The organism is Anaerospora sp. (assembly GCF_032013335.1).
GTDB lineage: Bacteria > Bacillota > Negativicutes > Sporomusales > DSM-15969 > Anaerospora.
In genome coordinates this window covers 85,237-111,089 of sequence record NZ_DALZUO010000004.1, presented here as the reverse complement: position 1 = coordinate 111,089, position 25,853 = coordinate 85,237, and the positions used below count along the sequence as shown (strand labels likewise).

The 25,853-nt window shown below is 44.1% G+C and carries 25 protein-coding genes and 1 tRNA gene; 22 read left to right on the top strand and 4 right to left on the bottom strand.

Going from position 1 to position 25,853, the window contains the following annotated elements; translation table 11 throughout:
* Nucleotides 1–18 precede the first annotated feature (18 nt).
* The 6 genes from RTR76_RS05380 to RTR76_RS05355 all read left to right on the top strand — a co-directional run bounded on the left by RTR76_RS05380 (nt 19) and on the right by RTR76_RS05355 (nt 4,840).
* A complete protein-coding gene (locus RTR76_RS05380) occupies nt 19–1,047 on the top strand; it encodes a 2-dehydropantoate 2-reductase (RefSeq protein ID WP_312517541.1) in 1,029 nt (342 codons plus the stop codon).
* 41 nt (nt 1,048–1,088) lie between these two features.
* On the top strand, nt 1,089–2,486 hold the full coding sequence (locus RTR76_RS05375) for a GntP family permease (protein WP_312517539.1): 1,398 nt from the start codon (nt 1,089–1,091) through the stop codon (nt 2,484–2,486).
* A 70-nt stretch (nt 2,487–2,556) separates the two neighbouring features.
* Nucleotides 2,557–3,204 carry an acetate CoA-transferase subunit alpha gene (atoD, locus tag RTR76_RS05370; protein WP_312517537.1) on the top strand — a complete coding sequence of 216 codons (648 nt, stop codon included), beginning with the start codon at nt 2,557–2,559 and terminating at the stop codon, nt 3,202–3,204.
* An 11-nt stretch (nt 3,205–3,215) separates the two neighbouring features.
* Nucleotides 3,216–3,842, top strand: a complete 627-nt coding sequence (locus RTR76_RS05365; RefSeq protein WP_312517535.1) for a 3-oxoacid CoA-transferase subunit B — start codon at nt 3,216–3,218, stop codon at nt 3,840–3,842.
* A 138-nt stretch (nt 3,843–3,980) separates the two neighbouring features.
* Complete coding sequence (locus RTR76_RS05360; RefSeq protein ID WP_312517533.1) at nt 3,981–4,208, top strand: hypothetical protein; 228 nt, start codon at nt 3,981–3,983, stop codon at nt 4,206–4,208.
* A 101-nt stretch (nt 4,209–4,309) separates the two neighbouring features.
* Complete coding sequence (locus tag RTR76_RS05355; protein ID WP_312517531.1) at nt 4,310–4,840, top strand: N-acetylmuramoyl-L-alanine amidase; 531 nt, start codon at nt 4,310–4,312, stop codon at nt 4,838–4,840.
* A 70-nt stretch (nt 4,841–4,910) separates the two neighbouring features.
* On the opposite strand, the gene RTR76_RS05350 is transcribed toward RTR76_RS05355, so the two are convergent.
* Nucleotides 4,911–5,777 (bottom strand): hypothetical protein, encoded by an 867-nt coding sequence (locus tag RTR76_RS05350; RefSeq protein ID WP_312517528.1) that lies wholly within the window; start codon nt 5,775–5,777, stop codon nt 4,911–4,913.
* A 185-nt stretch (nt 5,778–5,962) separates the two neighbouring features.
* On the opposite strand from RTR76_RS05350, the gene RTR76_RS05345 reads away from it, so the two are divergent.
* From RTR76_RS05345 to fusA, 8 genes are all read left to right on the top strand, one after another.
* Complete coding sequence (locus RTR76_RS05345) at nt 5,963–7,216, top strand: aspartate aminotransferase family protein (RefSeq protein ID WP_312517525.1); 1,254 nt, start codon at nt 5,963–5,965, stop codon at nt 7,214–7,216.
* Between the two features lie 15 nt (nt 7,217–7,231).
* Nucleotides 7,232–7,672: an aromatase/cyclase gene (locus tag RTR76_RS05340; protein WP_312517523.1), complete on the top strand. Its 441-nt coding sequence runs from the start codon at nt 7,232–7,234 to the stop codon at nt 7,670–7,672.
* Between the two features lie 202 nt (nt 7,673–7,874).
* Nucleotides 7,875–8,744 (top strand): zinc metalloprotease HtpX, encoded by an 870-nt coding sequence (gene htpX / locus RTR76_RS05335; protein WP_312517519.1) that lies wholly within the window; start codon nt 7,875–7,877, stop codon nt 8,742–8,744.
* Nucleotides 8,745–9,155: 411 nt separating this feature from the next.
* Nucleotides 9,156–10,229 (top strand): M42 family metallopeptidase, encoded by a 1,074-nt coding sequence (locus RTR76_RS05330; RefSeq protein WP_312517516.1) that lies wholly within the window; start codon nt 9,156–9,158, stop codon nt 10,227–10,229.
* Nucleotides 10,229–10,738: a gamma carbonic anhydrase family protein gene (locus RTR76_RS05325; RefSeq protein ID WP_312517513.1), complete on the top strand. Its 510-nt coding sequence runs from the start codon at nt 10,229–10,231 to the stop codon at nt 10,736–10,738. The genes RTR76_RS05330 and RTR76_RS05325 overlap by 1 nt, the downstream gene beginning before the upstream one ends.
* A 27-nt stretch (nt 10,739–10,765) precedes the next feature.
* Nucleotides 10,766–11,185, top strand: coding sequence for a nucleoside-diphosphate kinase (gene ndk, locus RTR76_RS05320; RefSeq protein ID WP_312517511.1), 420 nt, complete (start codon nt 10,766–10,768; stop codon nt 11,183–11,185).
* A gap of 24 nt (nt 11,186–11,209) precedes the next feature.
* Complete coding sequence (locus tag RTR76_RS05315; protein WP_312517508.1) at nt 11,210–11,710, top strand: cob(I)yrinic acid a,c-diamide adenosyltransferase; 501 nt, start codon at nt 11,210–11,212, stop codon at nt 11,708–11,710.
* Nucleotides 11,711–12,032: 322 nt separating this feature from the next.
* Nucleotides 12,033–14,093, top strand: a complete 2,061-nt coding sequence (gene fusA, locus RTR76_RS05310) for an elongation factor G (RefSeq protein ID WP_312517505.1) — start codon at nt 12,033–12,035, stop codon at nt 14,091–14,093.
* 45 nt (nt 14,094–14,138) lie between these two features.
* Here the strand turns inward: fusA and RTR76_RS05305 are convergent.
* Nucleotides 14,139–14,215, bottom strand: a tRNA-Pro gene (locus RTR76_RS05305).
* Between the two features lie 149 nt (nt 14,216–14,364).
* Here RTR76_RS05305 and RTR76_RS05300 point away from each other — a divergent pair.
* A complete protein-coding gene (locus tag RTR76_RS05300) occupies nt 14,365–15,087 on the top strand; it encodes an NlpC/P60 family protein (protein WP_312517503.1) in 723 nt (240 codons plus the stop codon).
* Between the two features lie 36 nt (nt 15,088–15,123).
* Here RTR76_RS05300 and RTR76_RS05295 read toward each other — a convergent pair whose 3' ends face one another.
* Nucleotides 15,124–16,800, bottom strand: coding sequence for a DUF4127 family protein (locus tag RTR76_RS05295; RefSeq protein ID WP_312517500.1), 1,677 nt, complete (start codon nt 16,798–16,800; stop codon nt 15,124–15,126).
* A gap of 174 nt (nt 16,801–16,974) precedes the next feature.
* On the opposite strand from RTR76_RS05295, the gene rsmD reads away from it, so the two are divergent.
* The 3 genes from rsmD to RTR76_RS05280 are packed head-to-tail and all read left to right on the top strand — an operon-like array spanning nt 16,975 to nt 18,502.
* Nucleotides 16,975–17,526 carry a 16S rRNA (guanine(966)-N(2))-methyltransferase RsmD gene (rsmD, locus tag RTR76_RS05290; RefSeq protein ID WP_312517497.1) on the top strand — a complete coding sequence of 184 codons (552 nt, stop codon included), beginning with the start codon at nt 16,975–16,977 and terminating at the stop codon, nt 17,524–17,526.
* Between the two features lie 16 nt (nt 17,527–17,542).
* Nucleotides 17,543–18,025: a pantetheine-phosphate adenylyltransferase gene (coaD, locus tag RTR76_RS05285; RefSeq protein WP_312517495.1), complete on the top strand. Its 483-nt coding sequence runs from the start codon at nt 17,543–17,545 to the stop codon at nt 18,023–18,025.
* 21 nt (nt 18,026–18,046) lie between these two features.
* Nucleotides 18,047–18,502 carry an ATPase gene (locus tag RTR76_RS05280; protein ID WP_312517493.1) on the top strand — a complete coding sequence of 152 codons (456 nt, stop codon included), beginning with the start codon at nt 18,047–18,049 and terminating at the stop codon, nt 18,500–18,502.
* Between the two features lie 64 nt (nt 18,503–18,566).
* Here RTR76_RS05280 and RTR76_RS05275 read toward each other — a convergent pair whose 3' ends face one another.
* On the bottom strand, nt 18,567–20,324 hold the full coding sequence (locus tag RTR76_RS05275) for an NFACT RNA binding domain-containing protein (protein WP_312517490.1): 1,758 nt from the start codon (nt 20,322–20,324) through the stop codon (nt 18,567–18,569).
* A gap of 144 nt (nt 20,325–20,468) precedes the next feature.
* On the opposite strand from RTR76_RS05275, the gene RTR76_RS05270 reads away from it, so the two are divergent.
* From RTR76_RS05270 to RTR76_RS05255, 4 genes are all read left to right on the top strand, one after another.
* Entirely contained in the window at nt 20,469–23,279 is a 2,811-nt protein-coding gene (locus RTR76_RS05270; protein WP_312517487.1) for a calcium-transporting P-type ATPase, PMR1-type, read from the top strand.
* Nucleotides 23,280–23,305: 26 nt separating this feature from the next.
* Nucleotides 23,306–24,151 carry a diaminopimelate epimerase gene (gene dapF, locus RTR76_RS05265; RefSeq protein WP_312517484.1) on the top strand — a complete coding sequence of 282 codons (846 nt, stop codon included), beginning with the start codon at nt 23,306–23,308 and terminating at the stop codon, nt 24,149–24,151.
* Between the two features lie 41 nt (nt 24,152–24,192).
* Nucleotides 24,193–24,795 (top strand): hypothetical protein, encoded by a 603-nt coding sequence (locus RTR76_RS05260; protein ID WP_312517482.1) that lies wholly within the window; start codon nt 24,193–24,195, stop codon nt 24,793–24,795.
* Nucleotides 24,796–24,943: 148 nt separating this feature from the next.
* Entirely contained in the window at nt 24,944–25,828 is an 885-nt protein-coding gene (locus RTR76_RS05255) for a YicC/YloC family endoribonuclease (protein WP_312517480.1), read from the top strand.
* Nucleotides 25,829–25,853: the final 25 nt, after the last annotated feature.

The window sequence follows — 25,853 nt, the reverse complement described above, 5'->3', positions numbered from 1 at the left end:
GACTGGAGGAGATTTACTATGAGAACAGCTATTTTAGGAGCAGGAGCGCTAGGGATTATTATTGGAGCTAGGATGACGCAAAATGGTCAACAAGTAGATCTTATTGACTCATTCAAAGAAAATGTTGATGCACTGAATGCCAATGGTGCCACTGTTACCGGTTTCCTGGAGCTGCATCAAGCGGTTACCGCATTAACGCCTGAACAAATGACCGGCACGTATGATTTAGTTTTGTTATTAACAAAGCAAACAGCCAATGAAACAGCTTTGCCCAAGCTTTTGCCCCATCTGCATAAGGATAGCATTGTCTGCACACTGCAAAATGGTGTTCCCGAAGATTCGGTGGCATCCTATGTGGGGAAAGAAAGAACAATTGGCGGTGCAGTTGGCTTCGGTGCAACCTGGCTGAGACCAGGTGTGTCAGAACTCACGTCCTCTATGGAAGCAGTAGAAAAGTTTGCCTTCGAAATCGGCGAGATCGATGGAGTAGTGCGCCCACGGCTGGAAAAAGTAAAACAAGTCCTTAGCACTGCCGGCGGGACAACAATACTGACGAACCTTATGGGTATTCGTTACACGAAATTATTGATGAATTCAACCTTCAGCGGCATGTCGGCTGCTCTCAACGGGCTTTTCAGCGACGTATTAGCAAATCCTAAAGCTATGATTTGCGTTGCCCATATTGCCGATGAAGTGATTAAGGTTTGCCATGGTCTGGGATACCGGATGGTGGAGATGCAGGGGGCTGATTTTGAGTTTCTGGAGCTCAACAGTAAAACGGAGATTCCATCAAAAATGGATTTTTACAAAAAGGTATGGGGACGGCATAATAATAAAGCCAGCATGCTTCAGGATCTTGAAAAAGGCAGAAAGACTGAAATCGATTATATCAATGGTGTTGTGTGCCGGGGCGGACGCAAGTGCGGGATACCAACGCCATTCAATGATATGGTTGTAGAGTTGGTTAAAGAAGCGGAAGCAAGAGGCGGGGTAAATGATTTCAGCTATCTCGAAAGATTCAATGATAGTATTAAAGCTGCCAAATAGGATGTCAAATGTAAACAGCAAATATGGGAGGGGGATATAATATGGAAGTGTTAGGAATATTGCTTAGCTTATTCCTGCTGATGTTTTTTGCGTACCGGGGTTTTTCGGTTATCTTGTTTGCCCCTGTTTTTGCTCTGTTAGCGGCTGTAAGCCAGGGGCTGTCCCCTATGCCTGCCTATACTGAGCTTTTTATGGCCAAAGCAGTAGTTTACGTCAAATCATTTTTCCCCATATTCCTGCTAGGTGCCGTTTTTGGCAAAGTCATGGAAGAAACAGGTCTGGCAAAAGCGATTGCCTACAGGATACTGCAAGCTGTTGGTATTGAACGCAGCATATTGTCAATCGTTATTGCCGGTGGTGTATTAACATATGGCGGGGTAAGCCTGTTCGTGGTTGTATTCGCCATTTATCCCTTTGCCGCAGCTATGTTCAAGAAAGCCGGTGTTCCTAAGCGCCTGATCCCGGGGTGTATTGTCCTAGGCGCATGCACTTATACCATGGATGCTCTGCCTGGTACTCCTCAAATTCAGAATATTATTCCCACTAGCTTTTTTGGTACGAATGTTTATGCTGCGCCTACGCTTGGCATAATCGGCGGCATACTGATTTTCCTCGGGGGTATGTATTATCTGGAGTGGCGGTACAAAACGGCCAAGGCTCGCGGTGAAGGATATGGCGAAAACCATATCAATGAACCTGCCGATATTGATGTAAACGATATGCCGGACTGGAAACTGGCTCTGGTACCACTGGTTACTGTACTTGTTGTCAATTATATTATGAGTAATGTGTTCACCTGGAATCCAGATATTTTAGCTCCTTTCATTGAGATGAAACTGCCCTTAACGGCGACTGCTGTTAAGAACGTTGCTGCAATCTGGGCTTTGATTATTTCTGTTGTCCTTGGTACAGTTCTAGCAGTAGCTATTGGCTATCGCAATATGGCCAAAGGCGGCTTGGCCAAGGCACTCAACGCAGGCGCTATTGGCTCGCTGCTGGCCATTATGAATACAGCCTCAGAGGTTGGCTATGGCAACGTTATTGCCATGTTACCAGGCTTTAAGTCGATTGCTAATGCTCTGCTTGGTATTCATATCGGCGGTACACCACTGGTATCGGAGGGCGTGACCGTTACGACGCTTGCCGCTATTACCGGATCTGCCTCCGGCGGGATGTCAATTGCACTGGATTTGATGGCTAAAGATTGGCTGATATGGGCTAATCAGATCGGTATGTCGCCGGAAGTTCTTCATAGAGTGGCGGCTATGGCCTCGGGCGGACTGGATACTATGCCTCATAACGGCGTGGTTATTACCCTCTTTGCGATTTGTGGCTTGACTCATAAACAGTCTTATCCCGACCTTTTTGCTCTTGTCATTTTAAAAACGGTAGTTGCATTTCTCGTTATTGCAATTCATTTGGCTACAGGCATATTATAAACGAATGTGTCTATAAAGAAGCGAAGCCGGAGCAATCCGGCTTTTCTTATCAAAACGTTTGGAGGGACATATGAATAAAGTTACTACCATTGCACAAGCGCTGGAATCCGTAAAGGATGGCATGACTGTTATGATTGGCGGATTTCTTGGTGTAGGAACACCTGAGCTGTTGGTAGATGCACTGATAACGAAAGGGATAACGGACCTGACTGTCATCGCCAACGATACGGCTTTTGCTGATAAAGGCATAGGAAAATTAGTCGCCAACCGTCGCCTGCAGAAAGTAATTGTTTCCCATATTGGGACGAACCCCGAAACGGGGCGGCAAATGAATGCCGGTGAGCTTCAGGTTGAGCTTGTTCCACAAGGAACGCTCGCCGAACGCATTCGTGCCGGTGGAGCAGGGCTGGGCGGTATACTTACACCAACTGGTCTGGGAACCATTGTTGCCGAAGGGAAAGCTATTATTAACATTGATGGCAGGGAATATCTGCTGGAAAAGCACCTGAAGGCCGATGTAGCCTTGCTGAAGGCCCATACTGCAGATGCGGCAGGAAACTTGCTGTTTCACCGCTCAGCTCGCAACTTTAACCCGCTGATGGCGATGTCTGCCGACATCGTTATCGTTCAGGTAGAAAATATCGTTGAGGCGGGACAAATTGATCCCGATCAAGTCATAACCCCGGGAATAGTAGTAAACTGGATTGTTCAGGAATAGGAGGATGCAGGATGGATGTAAAAACAATCATTGCGAAGCGGGTTGCTCAGGAATTTAAAGATGGTGATGTGGTAAATCTGGGGATCGGGATACCGACCTTAGCTGCTGATTTTCTGCCTGCCGGTGTGGGCGTTACTCTTCAGTCGGAGAATGGCTTCGTAGGCCTTGCTCCTCTGGAAGGACAAGAAGACCCGGACCTCGTGAACGCAGGTGGCAAACCTGTTTCGATTATTTCCGGTGGCGCGGTGTTTGACAGTGCAATGTCGTTCGCTATCATCCGGGGAGGACATGTAGATGTGACCGTTCTTGGTGCACTGGAGGTTGACCAGGAAGGAAATCTCGCTAACTGGATGGTGCCAGGTAAAATGGTGCCGGGGATGGGGGGCGCAATGGATCTTGTATCCGGTGCCAAAAAGGTCATCGTGGCCATGGAACATACCGCTAAGGACGGAGTGCCGAAGATATTGAAAAAATGTACCTTGCCGCTGACTGGAAAAGGCGTCGTGGATTACATTATCACCAACTTGTGTGTGTTTAAAGTGACGATGGTAGGTCTGATTCTCAAGGAGACCGCACCAGGTGTCACAGTGGAAGAAGTGAGAGCTAAGACTGAGGCTGAATTCTTGGTTGGTTATTAGATGTAAAATTCATATAGGAAATGTACTTGGCAGCATGACGGTATGAGCCCTTATTTGGTAACAATTACAACTTGTTTTGATACAAAACAATAAGTATCATGGAATTATGTAAATGTACCATAAAGGGGCTTGTTCATAGTGTCACGTTTATTAATCGCATTTCTTGTATTACATATTGCCCATAGTCAGTATGGTCCCCCTAATTGGCATGAAGCTGCTGCTAAGCCAGCGAGAGTAGTGCCTACCGATACTGTATCAAAAGCTGTGGTTCATGTACAAGAGTATCTTACCCGCAATAATTTAACCGTCAGTACTTCCCTGGCAGATGGTAGCATAAGTGTCTTATATAGAATGAATCAAATATAAGATTACAGGAAATAGACCGCACGATTGCGGTCTATTTCCTTTTGTAAAGGGAACAGCAGAACTCCTATACGCATAAAATGAAATAAGGAGCGTGATCCCTAATGAAAATTGCAATTAACGGCGGACATTATCCCGGGTTGGATTCTGGTGCCGTTGGTGCTACCGGACTGCAGGAAGCGATTGTTACCCAGGATCTGATGAAGCGTGTAGCCCGGTATTTACGGACTGTGTGGTATGATGTAACTGAAATACAAGAAAATGAACTTTATCAAATAACGGATGCATCCAATAATTTTGGCGCTGAGCTTTTTATTTCTATTCACTGTAATAGCGCTGCCAGCACCTCTGCCCGGGGAACGGAAACATATTGTTACCAGCTTGGCGGAGTAGGTGAGAGACTGGCTGGCTGTATTCAATCGCAGATTATAAAAAGTCTGGGTACTGTTGATCGTGGGGTTAAGACGGCTAATTTTGCCGTTATTCGGGATACTGATTGTCCGGCAGTGCTTGTGGAAACAGCTTTTATTTCTAACAAAGAAGATGAGAAGCTGTTGGCAGACAGTACGAAACGGGATGAGTTCGCCAAAGCGATCGCCAGAGGAATTACTGATTTAGTAGCCATGGGACTATAACTAAATAATATAGTAATAAAGGGCCGGCAGAAATGCCGGCCCTTTGTTGTGTATCTGGAAAAATAATAACTTAATTAGCGGTAGAGCCCTTCGGTAGAGTGATAAGTGTTTGATATTCCTTAATAAACTCGGGCAGGGGATAACCGAATGTTTTCTTAAAAGCGTCATTGCTGCTTAAGCCGTTGCTGATATGCTGCATGTATTGAGTGACTGAACGGAAACCATGCTTTTCAGTTAGATAAAGTACGGCGAGACCGGCTACTTTATGGGTAAGAGGTGAACCATATTCGGTAATCGCCTGTGCCCAGTCTCTTGCATCATTGAGTTCCTGTAAGTCAGGTTTATTTATCGCTGCTCTCAGATCGGCAATGGAGCTACTCCGGTAAAACTTTAAAGTACCATAGCCCTGTCTCTCCACAATATTTGCACCAACAACTTCAGCCATACCCTCTACTAACCAGAAAGGCTGTGCTCTGCTGGGAGATACATTCTGCCGCTGATATTGATGGGTAATTTCGTGAGCGGTAAGGAAGATTTGCTGTTGACCTGTTGTGATGCTTTGTGTATTCAAAATGATCAGCCCAGTACCCGCTAACACATCTACATTCTTAGTAGCCTGAGCCGCTTCTTTATCGGAAATTTTAAAACGGGAGCTGACTTCTTGCTGAAAGTTAGGCTTGTTTGCTGTTAAGACAAAAGTCACAGATCTCGTTAATGTAAAATTGGATCTTTCACAAAAAAAGTTCATTGTGTCAATCGTTGCCCGTGTGATCAAGTCATTTGTTTCTTCGGCAACCCCGTTAAGGTTTTCAACTTGCAGCTTCACATCTTTCTCAGGAAGACCAGCAAAAGAGGGAGCTCCGGGAAGGTAATAATAGATGAGGCAAAAGGCTAATAAAAAGAGAATGATTAAATCCGTTCGAATCCGTTTCCACATTCTATCACCTTCTTAATTGATTTGATTATTTTAGACAAAATACAACTAATAGGCACAAGATTCCTGCCTGTAATAAAAAAAATCCAAAGTAATCCAAATGTAAGTTTTTCTGTATTAGAGAGGAGTTTTATTGTCAAGACTAGAAAATAATACCAATTAATCATAATAGTCAGGAGGGAATAGGTATGGAAAAAGAGCGAGTGATTGAAGAGACGATTGAAAAATACGAGAAATATATTAACCCTGCGGTTGCCCGGTTATTTCGATTTATGGGATTATCAACAATAGAGCAGCACGCCTCAGGCGTTATTATTACGGATAGCAATGGTAAGGACTATATAGACTGCCTGGGCGGATATGGCGTTTTTAGCCTCGGCCATCGCCATCCCCGAGTTGTGGAAGCAGTAAAAGCACAGGTAGATCGCATGCCCATGTCCAGCAAAGTACTGTTTAATAAGCCCATGGCAGATTTGGCAGAGCTTATGGCTAAAATTACGCCTGGTGATTTGCAGTATTCTTTCTTCGGCAACAGTGGTACGGAAGCGGTAGAAGGGGCATTAAAGCTGGCTAAAGTTCACACTGGCCGCAGCAAAATTGTTTCTACTGTCAATTCCTTTCATGGTAAAACGCTAGGCGCATTGAGCGCTACCGGACGAGATCTGTTCCGTGATCCGTTCCAGCCACTATTAAGTGGATTTGCGCACGTTCCCTTTGGTAATGAGGCTGCCATAGCTGAATGTATTGATGCTGATACAGCTGCAGTTATTGTAGAGCCTATTCAGGGGGAAGGCGGTATTATTGTACCGTCTGACGAGTATTTGCCTGCCCTGCGTGAATTGTGTGATCGTCACGGGGCGTTGTTAATTTGTGATGAAGTGCAGACCGGCCTTGGCAGAACAGGCAGGATGTTCGCTTGTGACCATTATGGTGTAGTACCGGACATCATCACAACTGCCAAAGCGCTAGGCGGAGGGGTCATGCCAATTGGTGCCTTTACGGCACGTCCGCAAATTTTTGAAGAATATGTTACTAGTCCGTTCCTGCACACATCTACATTTGGCGGCAATCCATTGGCTTGTTCGGCTGCTATTGAAACAATCAAAGTCATTTACGAAGAAAATCTTATTGAAAAAGCCGAAACTAAAGGGCGATATTTTATGGAACGTCTGCAGAAGATTGCCGATAGCTTCCCAGGTGTTATTCAGGAGGTACGCGGCAAGGGGTTAATGATCGGGGTAGAATTAACAAAAGAAGGAATCGGCGGGCTGCTCATGTCTGAACTAATTAATAAGGGCGTATTGGTGGCTTATACTTTAAATAACCCCAAGGTGATTCGCATTGAACCGCCGCTTATTATTGAAGAAGCAACAATTGACCAGGTAATTTCGGCTTTTGCTTATGCTGTTGAGCAGGCCTATGAAATGCTTGAAGATCTATAAGGGAGGAACTGCCTGATGCCATACGTAGAAGTAACATTACCTGTCCAGTGTCCCCGTGAGGAAATTTATCCAATACTGAAAAAGATGGAACAGTATCCTGATTTTATGGAAGATCTGGTAAGTGTGACTGTAATCGAGCGGAATGGAAATACTACGGTTACCAAATGGGTGTCTAATGTTGATGGCCGCATCATTAAATGGACTGAATTAGATACATTTGATGATGAGAATTTACATATAGCCTATTCACAAATTGAGGGCGATTTAAAAAAGATGCAAGGTGAATGGATTTTGACGCCGATTCCCGAAGGTACGGAAATAAAACTGACTGTTGATTTTGAGTTTGGCATTCCAATGATAGCTGGGCTTTTAAATCCGATCTTAAAAAAGAAGGTCCGTTTGAACAGTGAGAATATGTTAAAGGCCATCAAAGAACGTGTGGAAAAGCCCGTATAATCCTGGTGATGCTGTTTGGTCTGAATGAATAAGGAGCGTTATTTTTTGCGCTTTTCTCCCCATTTCCGGCTATTGTTAATTATAAGTAAATCACTTATAATTAAAGACAGGAAGAAAAGGAGGAGAGTGACAAGAAAACTCAACTTTTTTGTAAATACGTAAAATAGAATAGACCTAATTATGCTATCACGGAGGGAATATAATGAGTACTTTGAAAACAACAGTTCTTCTGGCGGCGTTAACTGGTCTGCTGATGGCTGTAGGTAGTTTCTTTGGCGGCGCCAAGGGAATGACGATTATGTTTGTTGTTTCTATTCTAATGAATTTTGTCAGCTACTGGTACAGTGATAAAATTGTTCTTAACATGTATGGTGCCCGTGAGGTTACGCCTCAGCAAGCGCCTGACCTTATTCGAATGGTTTCCAATTTAGCACAAAGAGCTAAAATCCCAATGCCGAAGGTGTATATCATTGATACCGATGTTCCTAACGCTTTTGCGACCGGGCGTAATCCTGAGCATGCTGCAGTTGCGGCCACTACCGGAATCATGCGCGCGCTCACTTACGAAGAACTGGAAGGCGTAATGGCCCATGAATTGTCGCACGTAAAGAATCGCGATACCCTGATTAGCACAGTTGTAGCATCTATTGCAGGTGTTATCACAATGATTGCAAATATTGCGCAATGGTCAGCGATTTTTGGGATGGGACGAAGCAGCGATGATGAGGGAAATGGTATTTCCGGAATCATTGAATTTGTCTTTTTGGTAGTGCTGGCTCCCTTGGCAGCTACGTTGATTCAACTTGGCATTTCACGCTCCCGTGAATACCTTGCTGATGAGACTGGTGGTAGTATTTCCGGCAATCCGCTGGCATTGGCAAGCGCGCTGCAAAAAATTGAATACTACGCAAAGCATCAGGTCATGCCTGAGGCCACTCCGGCTACTTCTCATATGTTTATTGTCAATCCGCTTACTGGTGCCGGCAGCTGGATGATGAGTCTTTTCAGCACCCATCCGCAGACTGAGCAGCGGGTTGCCCGCTTAAAGGAACAGGCTAAACGCGTACGTTAAGAAATAAGCACTTTGCTGTAAAAAGCAAAGTGCTTATTTTTCAGGCCGTTGATAAAGCCCCATCTGCGTTGTACCCGCAAGGGGTAAGCCGAAGTACTAAGGCACTGAAGTGCCAAGAACTTCGCATTCAGGCTTGCGGGAGCTCGCTCGTCGTACCCGCGCTGTACTGTCTTCGCTCGCTTCCTCGGAATTCCCCGCGCCCACATCTCTTTGTTGTACAAAAGTAAACACTTGAGATGGAGATCGTGCATCTGGGACTTTCTGAACGGCCTGGGTACGAGTGTTTTATTTTGAATTTATCAGATTTGATGCAATTTTGACAACTATTCCACTATACCATATAATGGTATAGTGGAATAGTTGTATCACCTTTGCCGTACACTAATACGTGTAGAACAGGGAGGGATATAATTGGATAAGGCAATGGAATGGTTAAAGCAGATCAGTGAGGTTTCAGGAGTTTCCGGTTTCGAAAGACCGGTAAGGCAACTATTGATCGATAAGCTGAGCAACTGCAGCGAAATAACCAGTGATAAGCTGGGAAGTGTTATTTTTAAAAAGCAAGGCAGTCAGCAGGAGCCTCGGATTATGATTGCCAGCCATATGGATGAGATTGGATTTATGGTTAAGTTTATTACCAAAGAGGGATTTTTAAAATTTACAACGCTTGGCGGCTGGTGGGAGCAGGTTATGCTTGGTCAGCGAGTTACGGTCATGACCGCCAAAGGCAATATTCCCGGTGTAATAGGCAGTAAACCACCTCATATTCTGACACCGGAAGAACGGAAAAAAATTGTTCCCAAACGGGAAATGTACATTGACGTTGGGGCAAGTGACGAAAAGGAAGCAAGAGAGTCTTTTGGCATAAGACCTGGGGATGCTGTTGTGCCTTTTAGTACGTTTACTGTTATGGCTAATGATAAGTTTCTGATGGGAAAAGCCTGGGATAACAGGATTGGCTGTGCTGTTATGGCTGATGTTATGCAGGCGATGGGAAATGAACTCCATGCCAATACGATATACGGCGTAGGTACAGTACAGGAAGAAGTAGGCTTAAGAGGTGCCAAGACCAGTGCAGCTGTAATTGATCCGCATATTGCGTTTGCAATTGATACTTGCGTGGCCGGTGATACTCCAGGAGTATCGAATGATCAAGCTTCCAGCAAATTAGGTAAAGGTGTAGCCATATCTATTTATGACTCCAGTCTTATTCCACACACGGCACTGCGAGACTATGTGATAAGCCTTGCCGAGCAGCATCACATACCACATCAGCTGGAATTCACCGAAGGCGGCGGTACGGATGCAGGCCGGATACATTTGCATGCGCAGGGTGTACCGAGCCTGGTTCTCAGTATTCCTACCCGTTATATTCATAGTCACAACAGCATTATTCACCGTGATGATTATGAAGCAGCAGTAAGATTACTTGTAACAGTAGCGAAAAATTTGGATGATACTGTTTATCAAGGGTTGATTAGGTAGTGCCGCTTATTTCATATGAGCACTATTTTCCTAAGCTGGCTCAAGACGTTTTTATTGCAGCAGATGCCTATGTGATTGGTAACGTTGAGGTGCGTCATTCTGCCAGTGTCTGGTACAAGTCTGTGCTCAGAGGAGAAAGAGGTCCTATTGTTGTCGGCGCTTTTTCTAACATTCAGGAGAGCTGTTCGGTAGAAGGCGGCGAGACTGATCCCTGCCTTATTGGTAATTATGTTACAGTAGGCCATGGTGCAATCCTTCGGGAGTGTATCATAGGGGATTATTCTTTGATCGGTATGGGATCGATAATTGGCAAGGGTGTCAAAATCGGAGAAAACTGCATGATTGGCGCAGGGACAGCAATTGCCGAGGGGAGAGTTATTCCTGCAAACTCTTTGGTGGCTGGCGCTGCAGGCAGAGTGATCCGCAAGGTAACTGAAGCTGAGATTACTGCAATTCAGTATTCGGCGCTTGGTTATCAGAAGCTGTCATTACAATATTGTTTAAAATAATGGAGAGAATGGGAAGGGCGATTTACAATGGAAAAAACACTTGTATTAGTTAAACCTGATGGAGTAAACAAAGGACTATGCGGCGAAATTATTGGACGCTTTGAACGCAGAGGATTAAAAATTGCAGGTTTAAAAATGTTGCAATTATCTCGCGAAACAGCTCAGAAGCATTATGGTGAACATGAAGGCAAACCATTTTTTAATGGATTAGTAGATTTTATTACCTCCGGTCCATTGGTTGCAATTGCCGTACAGGGAGAAAACGCAGTGCCGGTTGTTCGTGCAATGATGGGAGCTACAAATCCTGTTGATTCTGCACCCGGAACCATACGGGGGGATTTCGCTTTGACAATTGACAGCAATATTATTCATGGGTCTGACAGTGCTGCGAGTGCAGAACGGGAAATCGCCATATTCTTTGCTGCCAGTGAAATATATAATCGCTAAGCATTCTTTGTAAGGAGAATTGTTATGAAAGTATATACAAAAACGGGTGACAAAGGTCAAACAGGCTTATACACTGGTGAACGGGTAGACAAAGACAGTGTAAGAGTGGAAGCATATGGCTTAGTAGATGAAGCTGATTCTGCACTTGGAATGGCCCGGGCCATTGCTGTTAATTCAGAAGTGAAGTCAACCATTTATGATTTACAGAAGCTTCTGTGGAGTTTAATGGCCGATATCGCAAGTATTGGAGCTGAGCCTCGGATTACAAGTAAAGAAGTGCAACAGCTGGAAGCGCTCATTGATCAATTTGATGGTCAGCTGCCCCCGGTAACCAGTTTTTTGGTTCCAGGGGATACAGCTTCATCGGCTGCGCTGGATTTTGCCCGTACGGTTACCAGGAGAGCGGAGCGTCAGCTTTGGCGGCTGGCTCGTCAGGAGGAGCTTTCTGGTGAAGGATTAGTTTTTTTGAATCGCTTATCAGATTTATGCTTCGTATTGGCTCGTACCGAAATAAACAGTAAGTAATGCCTTAACAAAGATTATATACACCAAAATCACTTTTGCGCATACACTGTAGCGAGAACTGCTACGCAGTATGTAAGGAGGCGAAGTGGGTGAAATTGAAATGGTATGTACTTTCTGTTCCCACACCGTTACGAAAACTGATGCGACTATTTTGTAAAAATTGTTAAAGTGGGTATAATAACCGCCTAAGAGGGCGGTTATTTCTTTTTTAAAATTAACTGAAAAGAAGGAAAATTTGCTATTGGCAGAGAAAATGGAAAAATAAGTTTCTTGTTAGCAGTAATAGTGTAGTAGAGAATAGACAAACCAGGAGGGATTCGCTATGAAAGAATTTAAATGCGAGAAGATCAGAAATGTATCTATTGTATCCCATGGTGGAGCTGGTAAGACCTCACTCACAGAAGCATTACTGTTTAATTCCGGTGCCGTCAATCGATTGGGAAAGGTGGATGATGGAACTTCAACAACCGACTTTGAACCTGAAGAGATCAAACGCAAAGTAACAATCAGTACTGCTCTTGCTCTTTGTGAATGGAAAGGGCATAAGATTAATTTGCTGGATACTCCTGGTTATTCCGATTTTGTTGCTGAAGTCAAAGGCGCTCTTCGTGCTGCAGATAATGTGCTTATCACACTTTGTGCCGCCGCGGGGATTGAAGTTGAAACTGAAAAAGTATGGCAATATGCGGAGGAACTTAATTTGCCGCGTATTGCCTTCATTAATAAAATGGATAGAGAAAATGCTGATTTTGATGGTGTTGTTGAAAGTTTAAGAAGCAGATTTGGCACAGGTATAGTGCCGCTGCAGCTGCCGATCGGCAGTGAACAAACATTCAAAGGAATTATTGATCTTATTAGTATGAAGGCTTATGCTCCAACGCCGATGGAGATTCCTCAGGATTTGCTGCAAAAGGCGCAGGCTGCCCGCCAGGCATTGGTAGAAGCTGCCGCAGAGTCGGATGATGATCTGCTAGCCAAATATCTGGACGGAGAAGAACTAAGCGAAGAGGAGGTCCGGCTTGGCTTAGTTAAAGGTATCGGCCAGGCATCCTTGTTCCCTGTATTATGCGGTTCGGCTTATAAAAATATTGGAATTAGCGCGGCATTAGATGCTGTTGTTGATTTTCTTCCGTCACCGGAAAACCGAGTACTTCCTGGTATTCATCCGCAAACAAAGGCAGCAAGTGAAAGAAAAGGAACAGATCCTTTTTCAGCTTTGGTATTTAAAACAACAGCCGATCCTTTTGTTGGCCGCTTAAGTTATCTGAGGGTATTCTCGGGACAATTAAAACCAGATAGTGTGATTTTTAATGCTACAAAAGAAAAGGCAGAAAGAATCGGCAATATCTATACACTGCGCGGTAAACAGCAGGAACCGATGAGTATCGCTTATGCAGGCGATATTGTTGTTGTTGCCAAAATGCAGGAGACCGGTACCGGTGATACCTTAAGTGATAAAGATAAACCCATTTTATTCGATCCCATCTCTTTTCCCAAGCCAATGTTTACAATGGCATTGGAAGCCAAAAATAAAGGCGATGAGGATAAAATCGGTAATGCACTCCATCGTTTGATGGATGAAGATCATACCTTCCGGATGCTGAAAAATACCGAAACGCATCAATTGCTGGTTTACGGTATGGGGGAACTGCATCTTGATATTATGGCAGAGCGCATGAAACGCAAGTTTGGGGTGGACGTTAAGCTTAGCCATCCCAAGGTGCCGTACCGCGAAACGATTCGCGGCAGCGTAAAAGTGGAAGGCAAGCACAAAAAGCAAAGCGGTGGTCATGGTCAGTATGGCCATGTTTGGCTGCAGCTTGATCCCTTGGCGCCAGGAGGGAATTTTGAATTTGTAGATTCCATTTTTGGCGGTTCCGTACCGCGCCAATATATTCCTGCAGTAGAAAAAGGGGTACGTGATGCGCTTATCGGAGGAATTCTGGCAGGATATCCAATGGTAGATGTGAAAGTAACACTTTGTGACGGCTCTTATCATGCCGTAGATTCATCGGAAATGGCCTTCAAAGTAGCAAGTGCTATGGCGCTGAAAAAAGGAGTCATGCAGGCAAAACCGGCATTGCTCGAACCCATTTGCAACGTAGAGGTGTTGGTTCCAGAAGGGCATATGGGTGATGTTATTGGCGATTTGAATGGTAAAAGAGGAAAAATTCAGGGGATGGAGCCTATCGGCAAAGGGCTTGGTGTTGTTCGGGCGCAGGCGCCAATGTCGGAATTGTTCACTTATGCAATGAATTTACGCTCAATCACACAGGGAAGAGGATCATTTGATATGAGTTTTTCTCATTATGAAGAAGTTCCCCAGCGTATGGCAGAGCAAATTATTGCAGGTGCTAAAAAAGATAAAGCAGAAGAAGAATAACAAAAAAACAAGCACACTATTCGCTGAATAGTGTGCTTGTTTTTTTGGTCGGGGCGACAGGATTCGAACCTGCGGCCTCACGGTCCCGAACCGTGCGCTCTACCAAACTGAGCTACGCCCCGTTGCTACATTAAAAAGTATACACATAGAAGTAATTATTGTCAACCATCAAAAAAACTCGTATTTTTTAGAGAAAAGAACAAGGAAAAAGAAAATAGATGGCGAACGTAGGCTTTCAGAACTAATAAATTCCAAATATTGGGGGGATGGTATGGGTACACTTTTTAAACGTGTCATAGTGGTGCTTTGTCTGCTTTCAGTAACAGTTTTTTTGCCGTTGTCACCACTGCCTAAAGTTGCAAATGCTTTTCCTGCCGATATGACTGTTCTAAAATATGGTATGAGCAATGCTTTGGTTATGCAGCTGCAAACTATGCTCGGTGAACACGGTTATTATACGGGAAATATCGATGGTGATTTCGGCGAGGGGACGCGACAGGCGCTCATCAGCTTTCAAATCGATCATCAACTTGTTCCTGATGGGGTTGCAGGTCTGCAGACAATGACAATATTACGGGAAATGGCGATACAGCCTAGCCGTGATCAGGCACCTAATCGTATTGCTAAACAGATTACGGCTCTTGCGAGACAGCTGCGTAACACTCCTTATGCCTGGGGTGGGAGCTCGCCCGGTGGCTTTGATTGCTCCGGTTATATATATTACCTTTTTCACTACTTTCATCTTGAACTGCCGCGCATGGCAGATGAGCAGTATGAGGTAGGGATCCCTGTTAAGCGTACTGAATTGCAGGAAGGCGACTTAGTTTATTTCAGTACTTACATGCCAGGGCCGTCGCATGTGGGGCTTTATATAGGTGAGAATGCATTCATTCATGCCAGCTCAGCGGCCGGGAAAGTGATTATTACGCCATTAAATTCAGATTATTATCAGGCAAACTATTTAGGGGCCCGCAGGGTAATAAAAGGATTTTAAAAAAGTGACAATCAAGCTTCCACTTGATTGTCACTTTTAATTTTTGATTTGTACGATAGATAATTCTGGCTCAAGTTTAATTTCAAAGGTGCGATCCCAGGGCAGCTGCGTTTTAATATGCAGTCCGGTTAACCGATAATCCTGCCTGCCTTGCGCTGAGAGAAAGACAATAGGGCGGTACGCAAGATTTTGGCGAAAGAAATGCTGTGCCCGGTCATTTAACAAACGATCAATTAAGTCACTGGTTTTGACGTGATATTTACCAAGATTGTATGGGTCGGCATGCATATCGCGCAAAGTAGTGTTGACAACACTTTGAACATCTTTTTGGTAATACCAGTCATCGACAAAACGTTCACTTAAAAATGTAAGCTGGGTCGCATATAGACTAAGCCAGTTCGTTTCTTCAATGCGCGCTAATGCTCCCGTAAACAAAGCCCCTTGCGTAACGGCGGTACCGATGGAATTGCTTGTTGTATTCCAGCCTGCATATGCAGCAAGCTTGGTAAGATCCGTATTTGCCTGGATTAAATGGGGCAGCAGTGTTTCGTTTGCATAGTAGTTTTCGGATAAGTCAACAAGCGCAATTTTATAACCTTGTTCAATCAAATTTGTGATGTTTTGTGCCTGTGCGGTTAATGTACTATACGACGTTTGGCGGCTGCCTGCATGAACATAAAGCACGAAATCGGCATCTTGCGGACTTGCTGCTTCCACACCCCCTATGAGGGCAATTTTTTCCTGAACCGTTCGACGGATGGTGTGGGGCATGTAGGGCATAACCATTTCGGGCACTGCAGGCTGTGAGTACTGCACATAAATGCGTGGATTATATTGGTACAGTGAATTAACATGACGGCCTAGTATCGTTAATGCAACCTCATCGGTTCCTCTGGTAATAGAGACTTTTTCAGCCAGATGTTCCTTTTGCTCGACATAGTGAACAAGCCGTTGTTTTTCCACATTGGGCAGTCCAAAAGGCAGGCCGTCGTCTTGCCCCAGGACTAATCCGGTAAAAACACCCGCCTCTGCAAGCTCAAGCAGCTTAATGTTTACTTGGGTGTTTTGCTGATACAAAGCAAGATAATTCTCCCGTATATCGGCAGGAATCTTTTTTTCCAAGTCAGTTAGTAATTTAAAGTCAAGGGGATTTTCAAATAAGCTGACCTGATCTTTTAGCACAGAGTATTTTGTTACTAATTTTTGCAAATTACCATTATTGTGACTATCGGCTAATAACAGCCGGGGAATAATAGAAAAGCCATACAGCTTAATATGGGGCTGCTCCGCGTGTATACGTTGTAATAAATTCAGTGTTTCCTCAATATCTTGAGACGTTCCATGTACATTTCTAGATGCTAATAATCCGCCGTGAATCAGCATGTCTGTCGAGATAATCGCAGCGTCCGCTTGTGGAATTGCACGTAACAGCCAGTCACGGAGTGCTTTTTGCTGAGCCGGCTGATTATAATTGTCTAACAGCTCAATCGGTGGTAAAATTATCTCGATTTGTGCCATGCGGGCAAGCTGCTCCACGTATTGGATACAGGGAGGGCGGCTGTCGAGGGGGATTAGTAAAACTTTACTCTTAGACAGTAATCGTGTAGGATATACAGGGTATCCGGATATAATAGTGCCAAAGTAAAGATTTAGGCTTACTGCCACACTAGTCAAAACAGTAATGAGTATAAGGTAAACAAAAGTACGTTTCATTATTTGGCACCTCATTTTAAACTACTTATACATTCGACTCCTCCGGCATAAAATCCTGTGCTTCAGGTTAGTATGCGAAAGGAAAGTTGAGCTTTTTGTAGGAATAGATGCGGCAAATTCTATTTTTTTCTAACCAAAATCGTCAAAATAATGTATAATAATTGAGGTATACATATGCGAATTATTACAGGCAGCGCTAAGGGCTTACAGTTAAAGGCTCCCCGGGGTCTCAATACAAGACCGACAGCAGACAAAGTCAAAGGATCTATTTTTAATATATTAGGTACGCGGGTACTTGATGCGGCAGTGCTGGATCTGTTCGCCGGCACCGGTAATTTGGGGCTGGAGGCGCTGAGCAGAGGTGCGAGTAAAGCTATCTTTATTGATAATACCAGTACCGTTATTATTAAAGAAAATGCTGCTCACACCAATTTGCTTGGTAAGTGTGATATTTATCGGGCCGATGTAATAAGGGCTATGGATAAATTAACTCAGCAAGGCCAGAGTTTTGATCTTATTTTTTGTGATCCTCCTTATAATCAAGGATATGTAGGACAAGTACTCGGCATAATTGATAGACCGGCATTATTACACAGTACGGGAATTATGGTATTGGAGCATTCCCGTCATGAATCAATTGATTATCCTTGGAAGAATATAAGCATCAAACGTAGTGAGCGCTACGGTGAAACGATGGTCAGCTTTATTACGAAAAAACAGGAGTAGCAGGAGGTTGTCGAAAGTGCGTGTTGCAGTGTGTCCAGGCAGTTTTGATCCCGTCACAAAAGGGCATGTAGATATTTTTGAAAGATCAAGTAAAATGTTTGATCAGCTAATCGTAGCTGTTTTTCACAATCCGAATAAAAAACCGTTGTTTGATATGAAAGAACGGGTTGAAATGCTGGAAATGGCTACAGCCCATATCCCTAATATACGGGTAGACTCTTTTTCAGGACTTGTTAATGAATATGTTCACCAGCAGAAAAGTACGATTATTGTCAGAGGGCTGCGAGCACTCAGCGACTTTGAATATGAATTTCAGCGAGCGCTGTTAATTAAAAAGATCGATCCGGTTATTGAAACCGTATTTATGATGACAAATAGTGAGTATTCTTTTGTTAGTTCAAGTGGCATAAAAGAACTGGCTAAGTTTGGTGGATCGGTTAGCGGTTTTGTACCTCCCTGTGTAGAACAGAAACTTTTTGCTCGCTTACGTGAGGTTTAGAATACGATGGGAGAGGAATTTATGAAAACTAATGATATTTTAGAAGAAATGGAAACATTGCTGTTAAATGCTTCCCGTGTTCCTTTTACAAACAGGAGAGTCATTGAAGAAGATGATCTGTTACGCTTAATTGATGCACTCCATGAGTCGCTGCCTTTAGAACTTATGGAGGCTGGACGAATTGTTACTGAAAGGCAGCGGATTTTGGATGAAGCACAAAAAAGTGCACAAGAGATTGTTGAACAAGCAAAAGGCTATATTATCAAATTAACAGATGAAAATGTGATTACTAAGCAAGCGCAGGAACAGGCTCAGGAAATCATGAATTATTCGCGTCAAACATCTGAAGAATTAAAACAAGATGCTGTTAGTTACGCCAGTGATGTATTTAAGCATTTAGAATGCAATCTCGAGAAAACACTGGAAATCATTCGACAGAGCCATGCTGAGCTGCATCAAAATAAAACCGAGAAATAAGGAACGAGCCCTCCAGGTAAGGAGGGCTCGTTTTTCTTATTAGGATTAACCGGGCTATGTATTTTTATTCCGTTTCTATTAATGATTCAAACAAGCTTTTGTCAGGTGTTATATGCAGTGTACGCTGATGCTCATAGGTGACGAATCCCGGCTGTGCGCCAGACGGCTTTTTAACATTACGTCTTCTGGTATAGTCAACTGGAACAGATGATGAGGTTCGTGCCTTACTAAACCAAGCGGCACATTGAGCTGCAATATGCAACACTTTTTCCGGAATCTCTGGTTCACTTAAGCGAATGATCACATGAGAGCCAGGGATATCTTTAGTGTGAAGCCAGACATCATCGGGGCGTGCCTGCTTGAAGGTAACCCAGTCATTTTGGCGATTGTTTCGGCCAATGAGAATAGTGATGCCGTCAATTACTAGCTGGCGGGGTTTAAAAGATGGTTGAGCTGCCTGTTTGCGCGGCTTTACTTTCAATTGCAGATAGCCGGAAGTGACTAGCTCTTGCTTAATCTCTTCAAGGTCATTGGGACTATCAGCAGCCTCCAGCGTAAATAATACACTTTCCAAATAGGTTAGCTCTTGCATGCATTGCTGGAGCTGCTGCTGCGTCATTTGTTGGCGCCGCTGCAACTTATTGTATTTTGTATAATAGGTTTGAGCATTAACAAGTGGTGAGAGCAGGGGATCTAAAGGAATGAGTATTTGTTTTTCATTATTGTCATTAAAAAGGTCAGGCAACGTAACCTGCGTGGCTTGATTTGGAATATCATGCAAATAAATCATGAGGGTATCTGCAAAAAGCCGGTATGAATCGGCTTGAAGGGCTTCTGTTAATTCAGCCTCTAACAGACCTTTTTTGCGCTGTAAGCGGCTCAGCTCAGCTAACAGCAGTTTATGTAAGGCTTCTTTAGCAGGACGCTTTCTTGGCCCCTTTAGTGCCTCCGTATATTCTACGGCTGAACTCATAGAAGAAAACGGTACTTGCTTGGCGTTCTTTACGTGTTCCAGGGGAAACGCGGCAATGGCAAGTAATTCACTCTGCTCGCTAATCGCCACGGTAGGCTCGGCAGCAGCCGACTTAAGGACAGCAGTGAACTCTGCGATGGTTTGAATTAACGATTGCTTATCAGCCTCGTCAAGTGCATTGACGAGGAGTTTCTCCGGCAGCCCGGCGCGCCAGACGATCTCTTTTGCAGAAACGGGGCCCATGCCGTTTACGGTGTAAATTAATGCTTTGGTAAGGACTGTATTCTGATGCTGCGTTACGAGCTGTGAGACCACCTCGCCGGCAGATATGTCAAATAAGTTCAGCCGTTCCTGACCAGGCGGTAAAAGATAAGGACGTCCCGGTAGGACTTGCCGTTGGCGGCTCATATAGATGTTCACTCGTTTGATTGAATCCAAAATAATATCGTTGTGAACGAAGATGATATTACTATGCTTGCCCATTAATTCTATGATGAGCTGCTTAGTGGTAATCGTGCCTTGCTCGGCCCGGACATCAATGTCAATGATAATAATCCGGTCAAGTCCCTGCTGCGTCATTTGTCCGATGCGGCCGCTTTCCAGATGTTTCCGGAGCAGCATACAAAAAGCAGGTGGTACTGCAGGATTATCCGGTACATCTTTTGTCATATAGATGCGCGGGTTTTCGGCTGCGACTGATATAAAAAGCTTGCATGTTTCCTGTGGCTGGCGTATCCATAAGAGTAATGTATTTTTATCAGGCTGAAAAATTTTATCTATACGGCCACCAATTAGCTGATGGTGCAATTCCTGTATCAGGATAGAGAGTGATAACCCATCAAGACTCATAATAATCCTCCGACATAATTTGCCAATAGTATATCATTCTTGCCAGCTTACGGTCAAACTGTACCAATTTGCCGTCAAGAGCATCAGTCACTCCGGATTTGAGTCGTGCTGTACTTGGTCTAATTATCCGTGATTTGGAATAACATGGATAGAGAAACTCAAGTTAGTGAGGTGCTTGGCGTGAATATGGAAAAATGGTATGCCCGATCGGCAGATGATGCATTAGTCTTTTGGGAGACTCATCCAAGTGAAGGATTAAGTAATAAAGAAGCAGCAGTAAGGCTCGACAAGTTCGGTTTCAACGAGCTGGCAGAACAGGAAAAACTGGCTTGGTGGAGGCGGTTCCTGGCCCAGTTCCAGGATTTTATGGTATTGGTATTGCTTGGTGCAACACTCATTTCCGCTTTTTTAGGCGAATATGTAGATGCCGTTACCATTCTGGCAATTGTCATGATTAATGCGGTATTAGGGTTTATTCAGGAACATCGGGCTGAGCAATCAATGGAAGCCCTGAAAAAGATGGCTGCTCCTACCGCACGGGTAGTTCGTAACGGTACCGTGCAGCATATTCCGGCCCGTGAATTAGTACCTGGAGATATATTATCACTTGAAGCCGGTGACAAATTGGCTGCAGATGGACGGCTGGTGAATACGCATAGCTTAGAAATTGAGGAAGCAGCGCTTACCGGAGAATCTTTGCCGGTTCGTAAGGAGTCAGACAAGCAGTTTCAGGAAGACAGCCCGCTCGGCGACCGTAAGAATATGGTTTTTTCAGGTACCAGTGTCACGCGTGGGCGCGGGCTGGCAGTGGTGTGTGCTACAGGCATGGCTACAGAAGTAGGACATATTGCTAAAATGATTCAGTCCAGTGAACCGGAAGAAACCCCCCTGCAGCGCCGTTTGGAGCAGTTAGGACGGCTATTGGTTTGGGGATGCTTAGGAATTTGTTTAGTTGTAGTCATAACGGGACTGTTAAAAGGTGAGCCTATATTACTTATGCTTATGGCCGGTATCAGCTTAGCGGTAGCCGCTATTCCGGAAGGCTTGCCTGCAATTGTTACAGTAGCGCTGGCTCTTGGTGTCCAGAGAATGATTAAACGCAATGCGATTGTCCGCAAATTACCTGCCGTCGAAACACTCGGCTGCACTACAGTGATTTGTTCGGATAAAACAGGCACACTGACGCAAAATGCTATGACTGTTCGCAATATTTATGCAGGGAATTCCATGTTTGCAGTTACTGGAGCAGGATACGAAATAAAGGGACAGTTTCTTTTGAATCAGAAAGAGTTTGACAGCAAAAAAGATAAATGTTTAGAAAAATCGTTAACAATTGCTGCCCTATGCAACAACAGCGTTCTAAAGCAAAATAATGTGAGTATTACAGGGATATGGCGCCGCCTGACAGGTAATACAGGCAATACCAGCGGACTGTCTGTTGAAGGAGATCCAACAGAGGGAGCATTGGTTGTAGTTGCTGCCAAGGCAGGTATTTGGAAGGCCGATTTGGAAAAAAATGAAACCCGTGTTACCGAAATACCGTTTGAATCGGAACGGCGGAGAATGTCTATTCTCTATCATGGCACTGATGGCAATATTCTGTATACGAAGGGTGCACCTGATACTATTCTGGAATTATGCCGTTATCAATATACCAGTAAAGGGGAAGTTCCGCTTACTCCCGATGGAGCAGCCGCAATTGCAGCTGCAAGTGATACAATGACTTCTCAGGCCTTGCGCGTACTGGCTGTTGCATATCGGCGCATCGCCAAAACGGAAGCTGCCAATATTAGTGAAGAGGCGGAACGCGAGCTTGTATTTGCAGGACTGATTGGTATGATCGATCCACCGCGTGAAGAGGTAAAAGAAGCAATTATGACCTGCCGACAAGCTGGAATTAAAGCGGTAATGATTACCGGAGATCATAAGAATACCGCTATTGCTATTGCCAAAGAGCTTACCATTTACAAGGACGACAGCACAAAGGCCTTGACAGGAAAAGAGCTGGATGCGCTAGACGACAGTCAGCTGGCAAAGATTGTTAATGACGTTACCGTCTATGCCCGGGTTTCGCCAGCTCATAAATTACGGATCGTCCGGGCGCTTAAGCGCAATGGGCATATAGTGGCCATGACTGGTGATGGTGTTAATGATGCTCCGGCAATTAAAGAGGCCGATATTGGCGTTTCCATGGGAATTACAGGCACAGATGTGACAAAAGAAGCCTCCTCAATGATTTTAATGGATGATAACTTTGCTACCATTGTTGCTGCTGTTGAAGAAGGCAGGGGTATATACGAGAATATCCGCAAGTTTATCCGGTATTTACTTGCCTGCAATATTGGTGAAGTCCTGACGATGTTTATTGCGGCATTAGCCGGAATGCCCCTACCGCTGATTCCGGTACAAATACTATGGGTTAATCTCGTTACTGACGGACTGCCGGCAATGGCCTTAGGTATCGATCCCCGTGAACGTGATATTATGAATCGTCCGCCGAGACATCCAGGTGAAAGTGTTTTTTCCCGCGGTCTCAGCCGTAAGATCATTGCCCGGGGGACCCAAATTGGCCTTTCGACAGTTGCTGTTTTTGCCTTTGGTTATTACGTCCAGAATGATATTGCACTGGCAAGGACAATGGCCTTCTGCACACTGGTATTTTCTCAGATGTTCCATGTCTTTGACTGCCGTTCGGAGATGATGACCATTTTTGAGGTTGGTTTGTTTAGTAATAAATTTTTAGTTGCTGCCGTAACTTGCTCTACTTTAATGCAAATAGCGGTTGTATATACTCCGTTTTTGAGTGGTGTTTTTGAAACCGTACCAATGTCTTTACATGACTGGGCCCTGGTTCTGACTGTTTCAGGGTGGACTTTTATTCTTGGAGCAGTAAAACATTTCGTATTTCGACGTCGTTCCGTTGTACGCCGCACTGCAATAGGGTACAATAAGTAAGAAGTGATTGTACAGGAGGAATTTGAATGCAGTTTTCTAAGTGGCATGGGCAAGGCAACGACTTCGTAATTGTTAATGGCTTTCAGGAGAAGCTGAATGATTACAGGCAGGCAGCTATTGCTGTTTGTGATCGGCATTTTGGTATTGGCGCAGATGGATTGGTTATTTTGCTGCCTGCTGCAACTGCTGATGCAGATTTTAAAATACGGATTTTTAATTCTGATGGCAGTGAGGCAGAAATGTGCGGCAATGCTACACGATGTATTGCCCGCTATGTTTATGAAAATGGGTTAACTGAAAAAACCAGCCTGACTCTCGAAACTTTGGCTGGCTATATTAAACCGGAAATTGTTTTCGAAACTGGACAAATTAAAACAATCTGTGTTGACATGGGCGTGCCTCGCTTACAGCGAAGCGAAATACCAATGGCAGGCTCAGATGATTTACAGGCGGTAAATATTCCGTTAGAGGCTGCAGGGGGTACTTACGGTATTACTTGTGTCTCTATGGGTAATCCTCATTGTGTTATTTTTGTAGAAGATATTACTGCTGTTGATTTATCAGCTATTGGCCCCGTAATTGAAACACATTCCCTATTCCCCCGCAAAACTAACGTAGAGTTTGTTCAGGTGCTCAGCTCCAATAAGGTGCGTATGCGTGTCTGGGAGCGTGGTGCCGGTGTTACATTGGCCTGCGGAACCGGTGCAAGTGCGACACTTGTAGCGTCTGTGCTCAACGGAAAAACAGACCGTGCTATAACGGTAAACCTGGACGGAGGGGACTTGTTTGTAGAGTGGCGGGACGATAACCATATCTATATGTCCGGTCCAGCTATTGAAGTTTTTCGTGGCAGTTACTTAGGTCGAGTGTAAGCTTAAAAGAAAATATTTCGCAGTTATAGAGGAGTTTTGGGATGAAAATCAGTACGGTCATAGTCCTGCTGCTAATTGTTTGCACCTTTCCGGTGTATGCGGTAACACCGATTAATGAAGCTGTAATAAAAGACGCACAAACTTATGGCACGGCACACAATCAAATGGATGTGGCTGAATTTCTCGCCCCTTGGACGGCGTATGAAGAGAAAGCTGCTAAAATTACTGATTCAGCAGAAAAAGCGTATTTGTATACACCGTATTTACTCATTGCTGTTGATGCAAGAGAGAAAAGTCAGGCAAAGAAACCGGTAAAAGTAGGGGACAGTGAGAAAATACTGTCTGACTATGCCGGATATTTGAGTTTTAGTGTAACTCTTTATGGCGATACCCCACAATTCGCTGACAAAATTTCTGCTGTTATTAAGCAGGGGAATAAAGATATTTTTGCCCGGGATTTAAACAGTGCTGCGGCTGAGCGTATTTCTGCAGCCGGAAACAGCAATAAGCCCCTGTATATGACTAGATGCTATCTCTATTTTTTTGAACGGGATATTGATCCGAATAAGCCGGTTATGCTCAAGGTGATAACGGGTGAAAAGCAGAACCACTCCTTTTACTTTGATTTAGCTAAAATTAAATAGCCGCTAGAAAAAGACTTGGCGATTGCCGAGTCTTTTATTTTAAGGAGAAAAAAGGAATTATCAGAAGAAAGGAGAAGTAAATTTGAAAAATCAGGATTAAATATAATTTTTGCAGTCAATAATACTTACGCAAAGGATGGTGCTCTTAATGCTGAAAAGCATGACTGGATTTGGCAGGGGAGAATTCCTCGATGCCAACCAACGAGTTATCGTTGAGGTCAAGGCTGTTAATCATCGGTATAATGAAATTGTCATTCGGATGCCCAAACATTTAGGCAGCCTTGAGGACAGAATACGCCGGGCTGTTGCCGGTTCGTTGGCAAGAGGGCGGATTGATGTATATATTACTTTAGATGACTATTCTCAAAAGAGGCGGATAGTTAGGGTTGACAAAGAATTAGCAATGGCGTACCATAGTGCATTAGAAGAATTAGGCAGTTTACTCAATACGCCGCTGAATAACAATGTTTATCACATTGCTAAATATCCGGATGTGCTGAAGGTAGAGGAAGTTGCCGAGGATGTAGAATTAATTTGGTCAAAATTAAATGAGGCAATTGATCAGGCGATTACCAACCTGCTAGGCATGCGAATGGCCGAAGGAAAAGCGATCCAGACGGATTTATTATCACGTGTAGAAAAACTGACCGGCCTAATAGAGCAGATTGAAGTCAGGGCGCCGGAAATTTTAGAAGAGTACCGGAATAAGCTTTCTGCAAGAATGCGTGAACTTGTTGTATCGGTTGGAGTAGAACCGGACGAGGGGCGCTTACTGCAGGAAACAGCAATTTTTGCAGATAGAACGAATTTTACAGAAGAAATTGTTCGTTTTAAAAGCCACATGGCTCAATTGAGTGCCGCCTTGCTGTCCGGTGAGGCAGTTGGCCGCAAATTAGATTTTATTATTCAGGAAATTAACCGGGAAACGAATACGATCGGCTCTAAAGCAAATGATTTGGTTGTTGCCGGAATTGTTGTTGAAATTAAAAGTGAAATTGAGAAGGTCAGAGAGCAAATCCAAAACATAGAGTAATATAGAATGGTTTCATGCGAAGTAA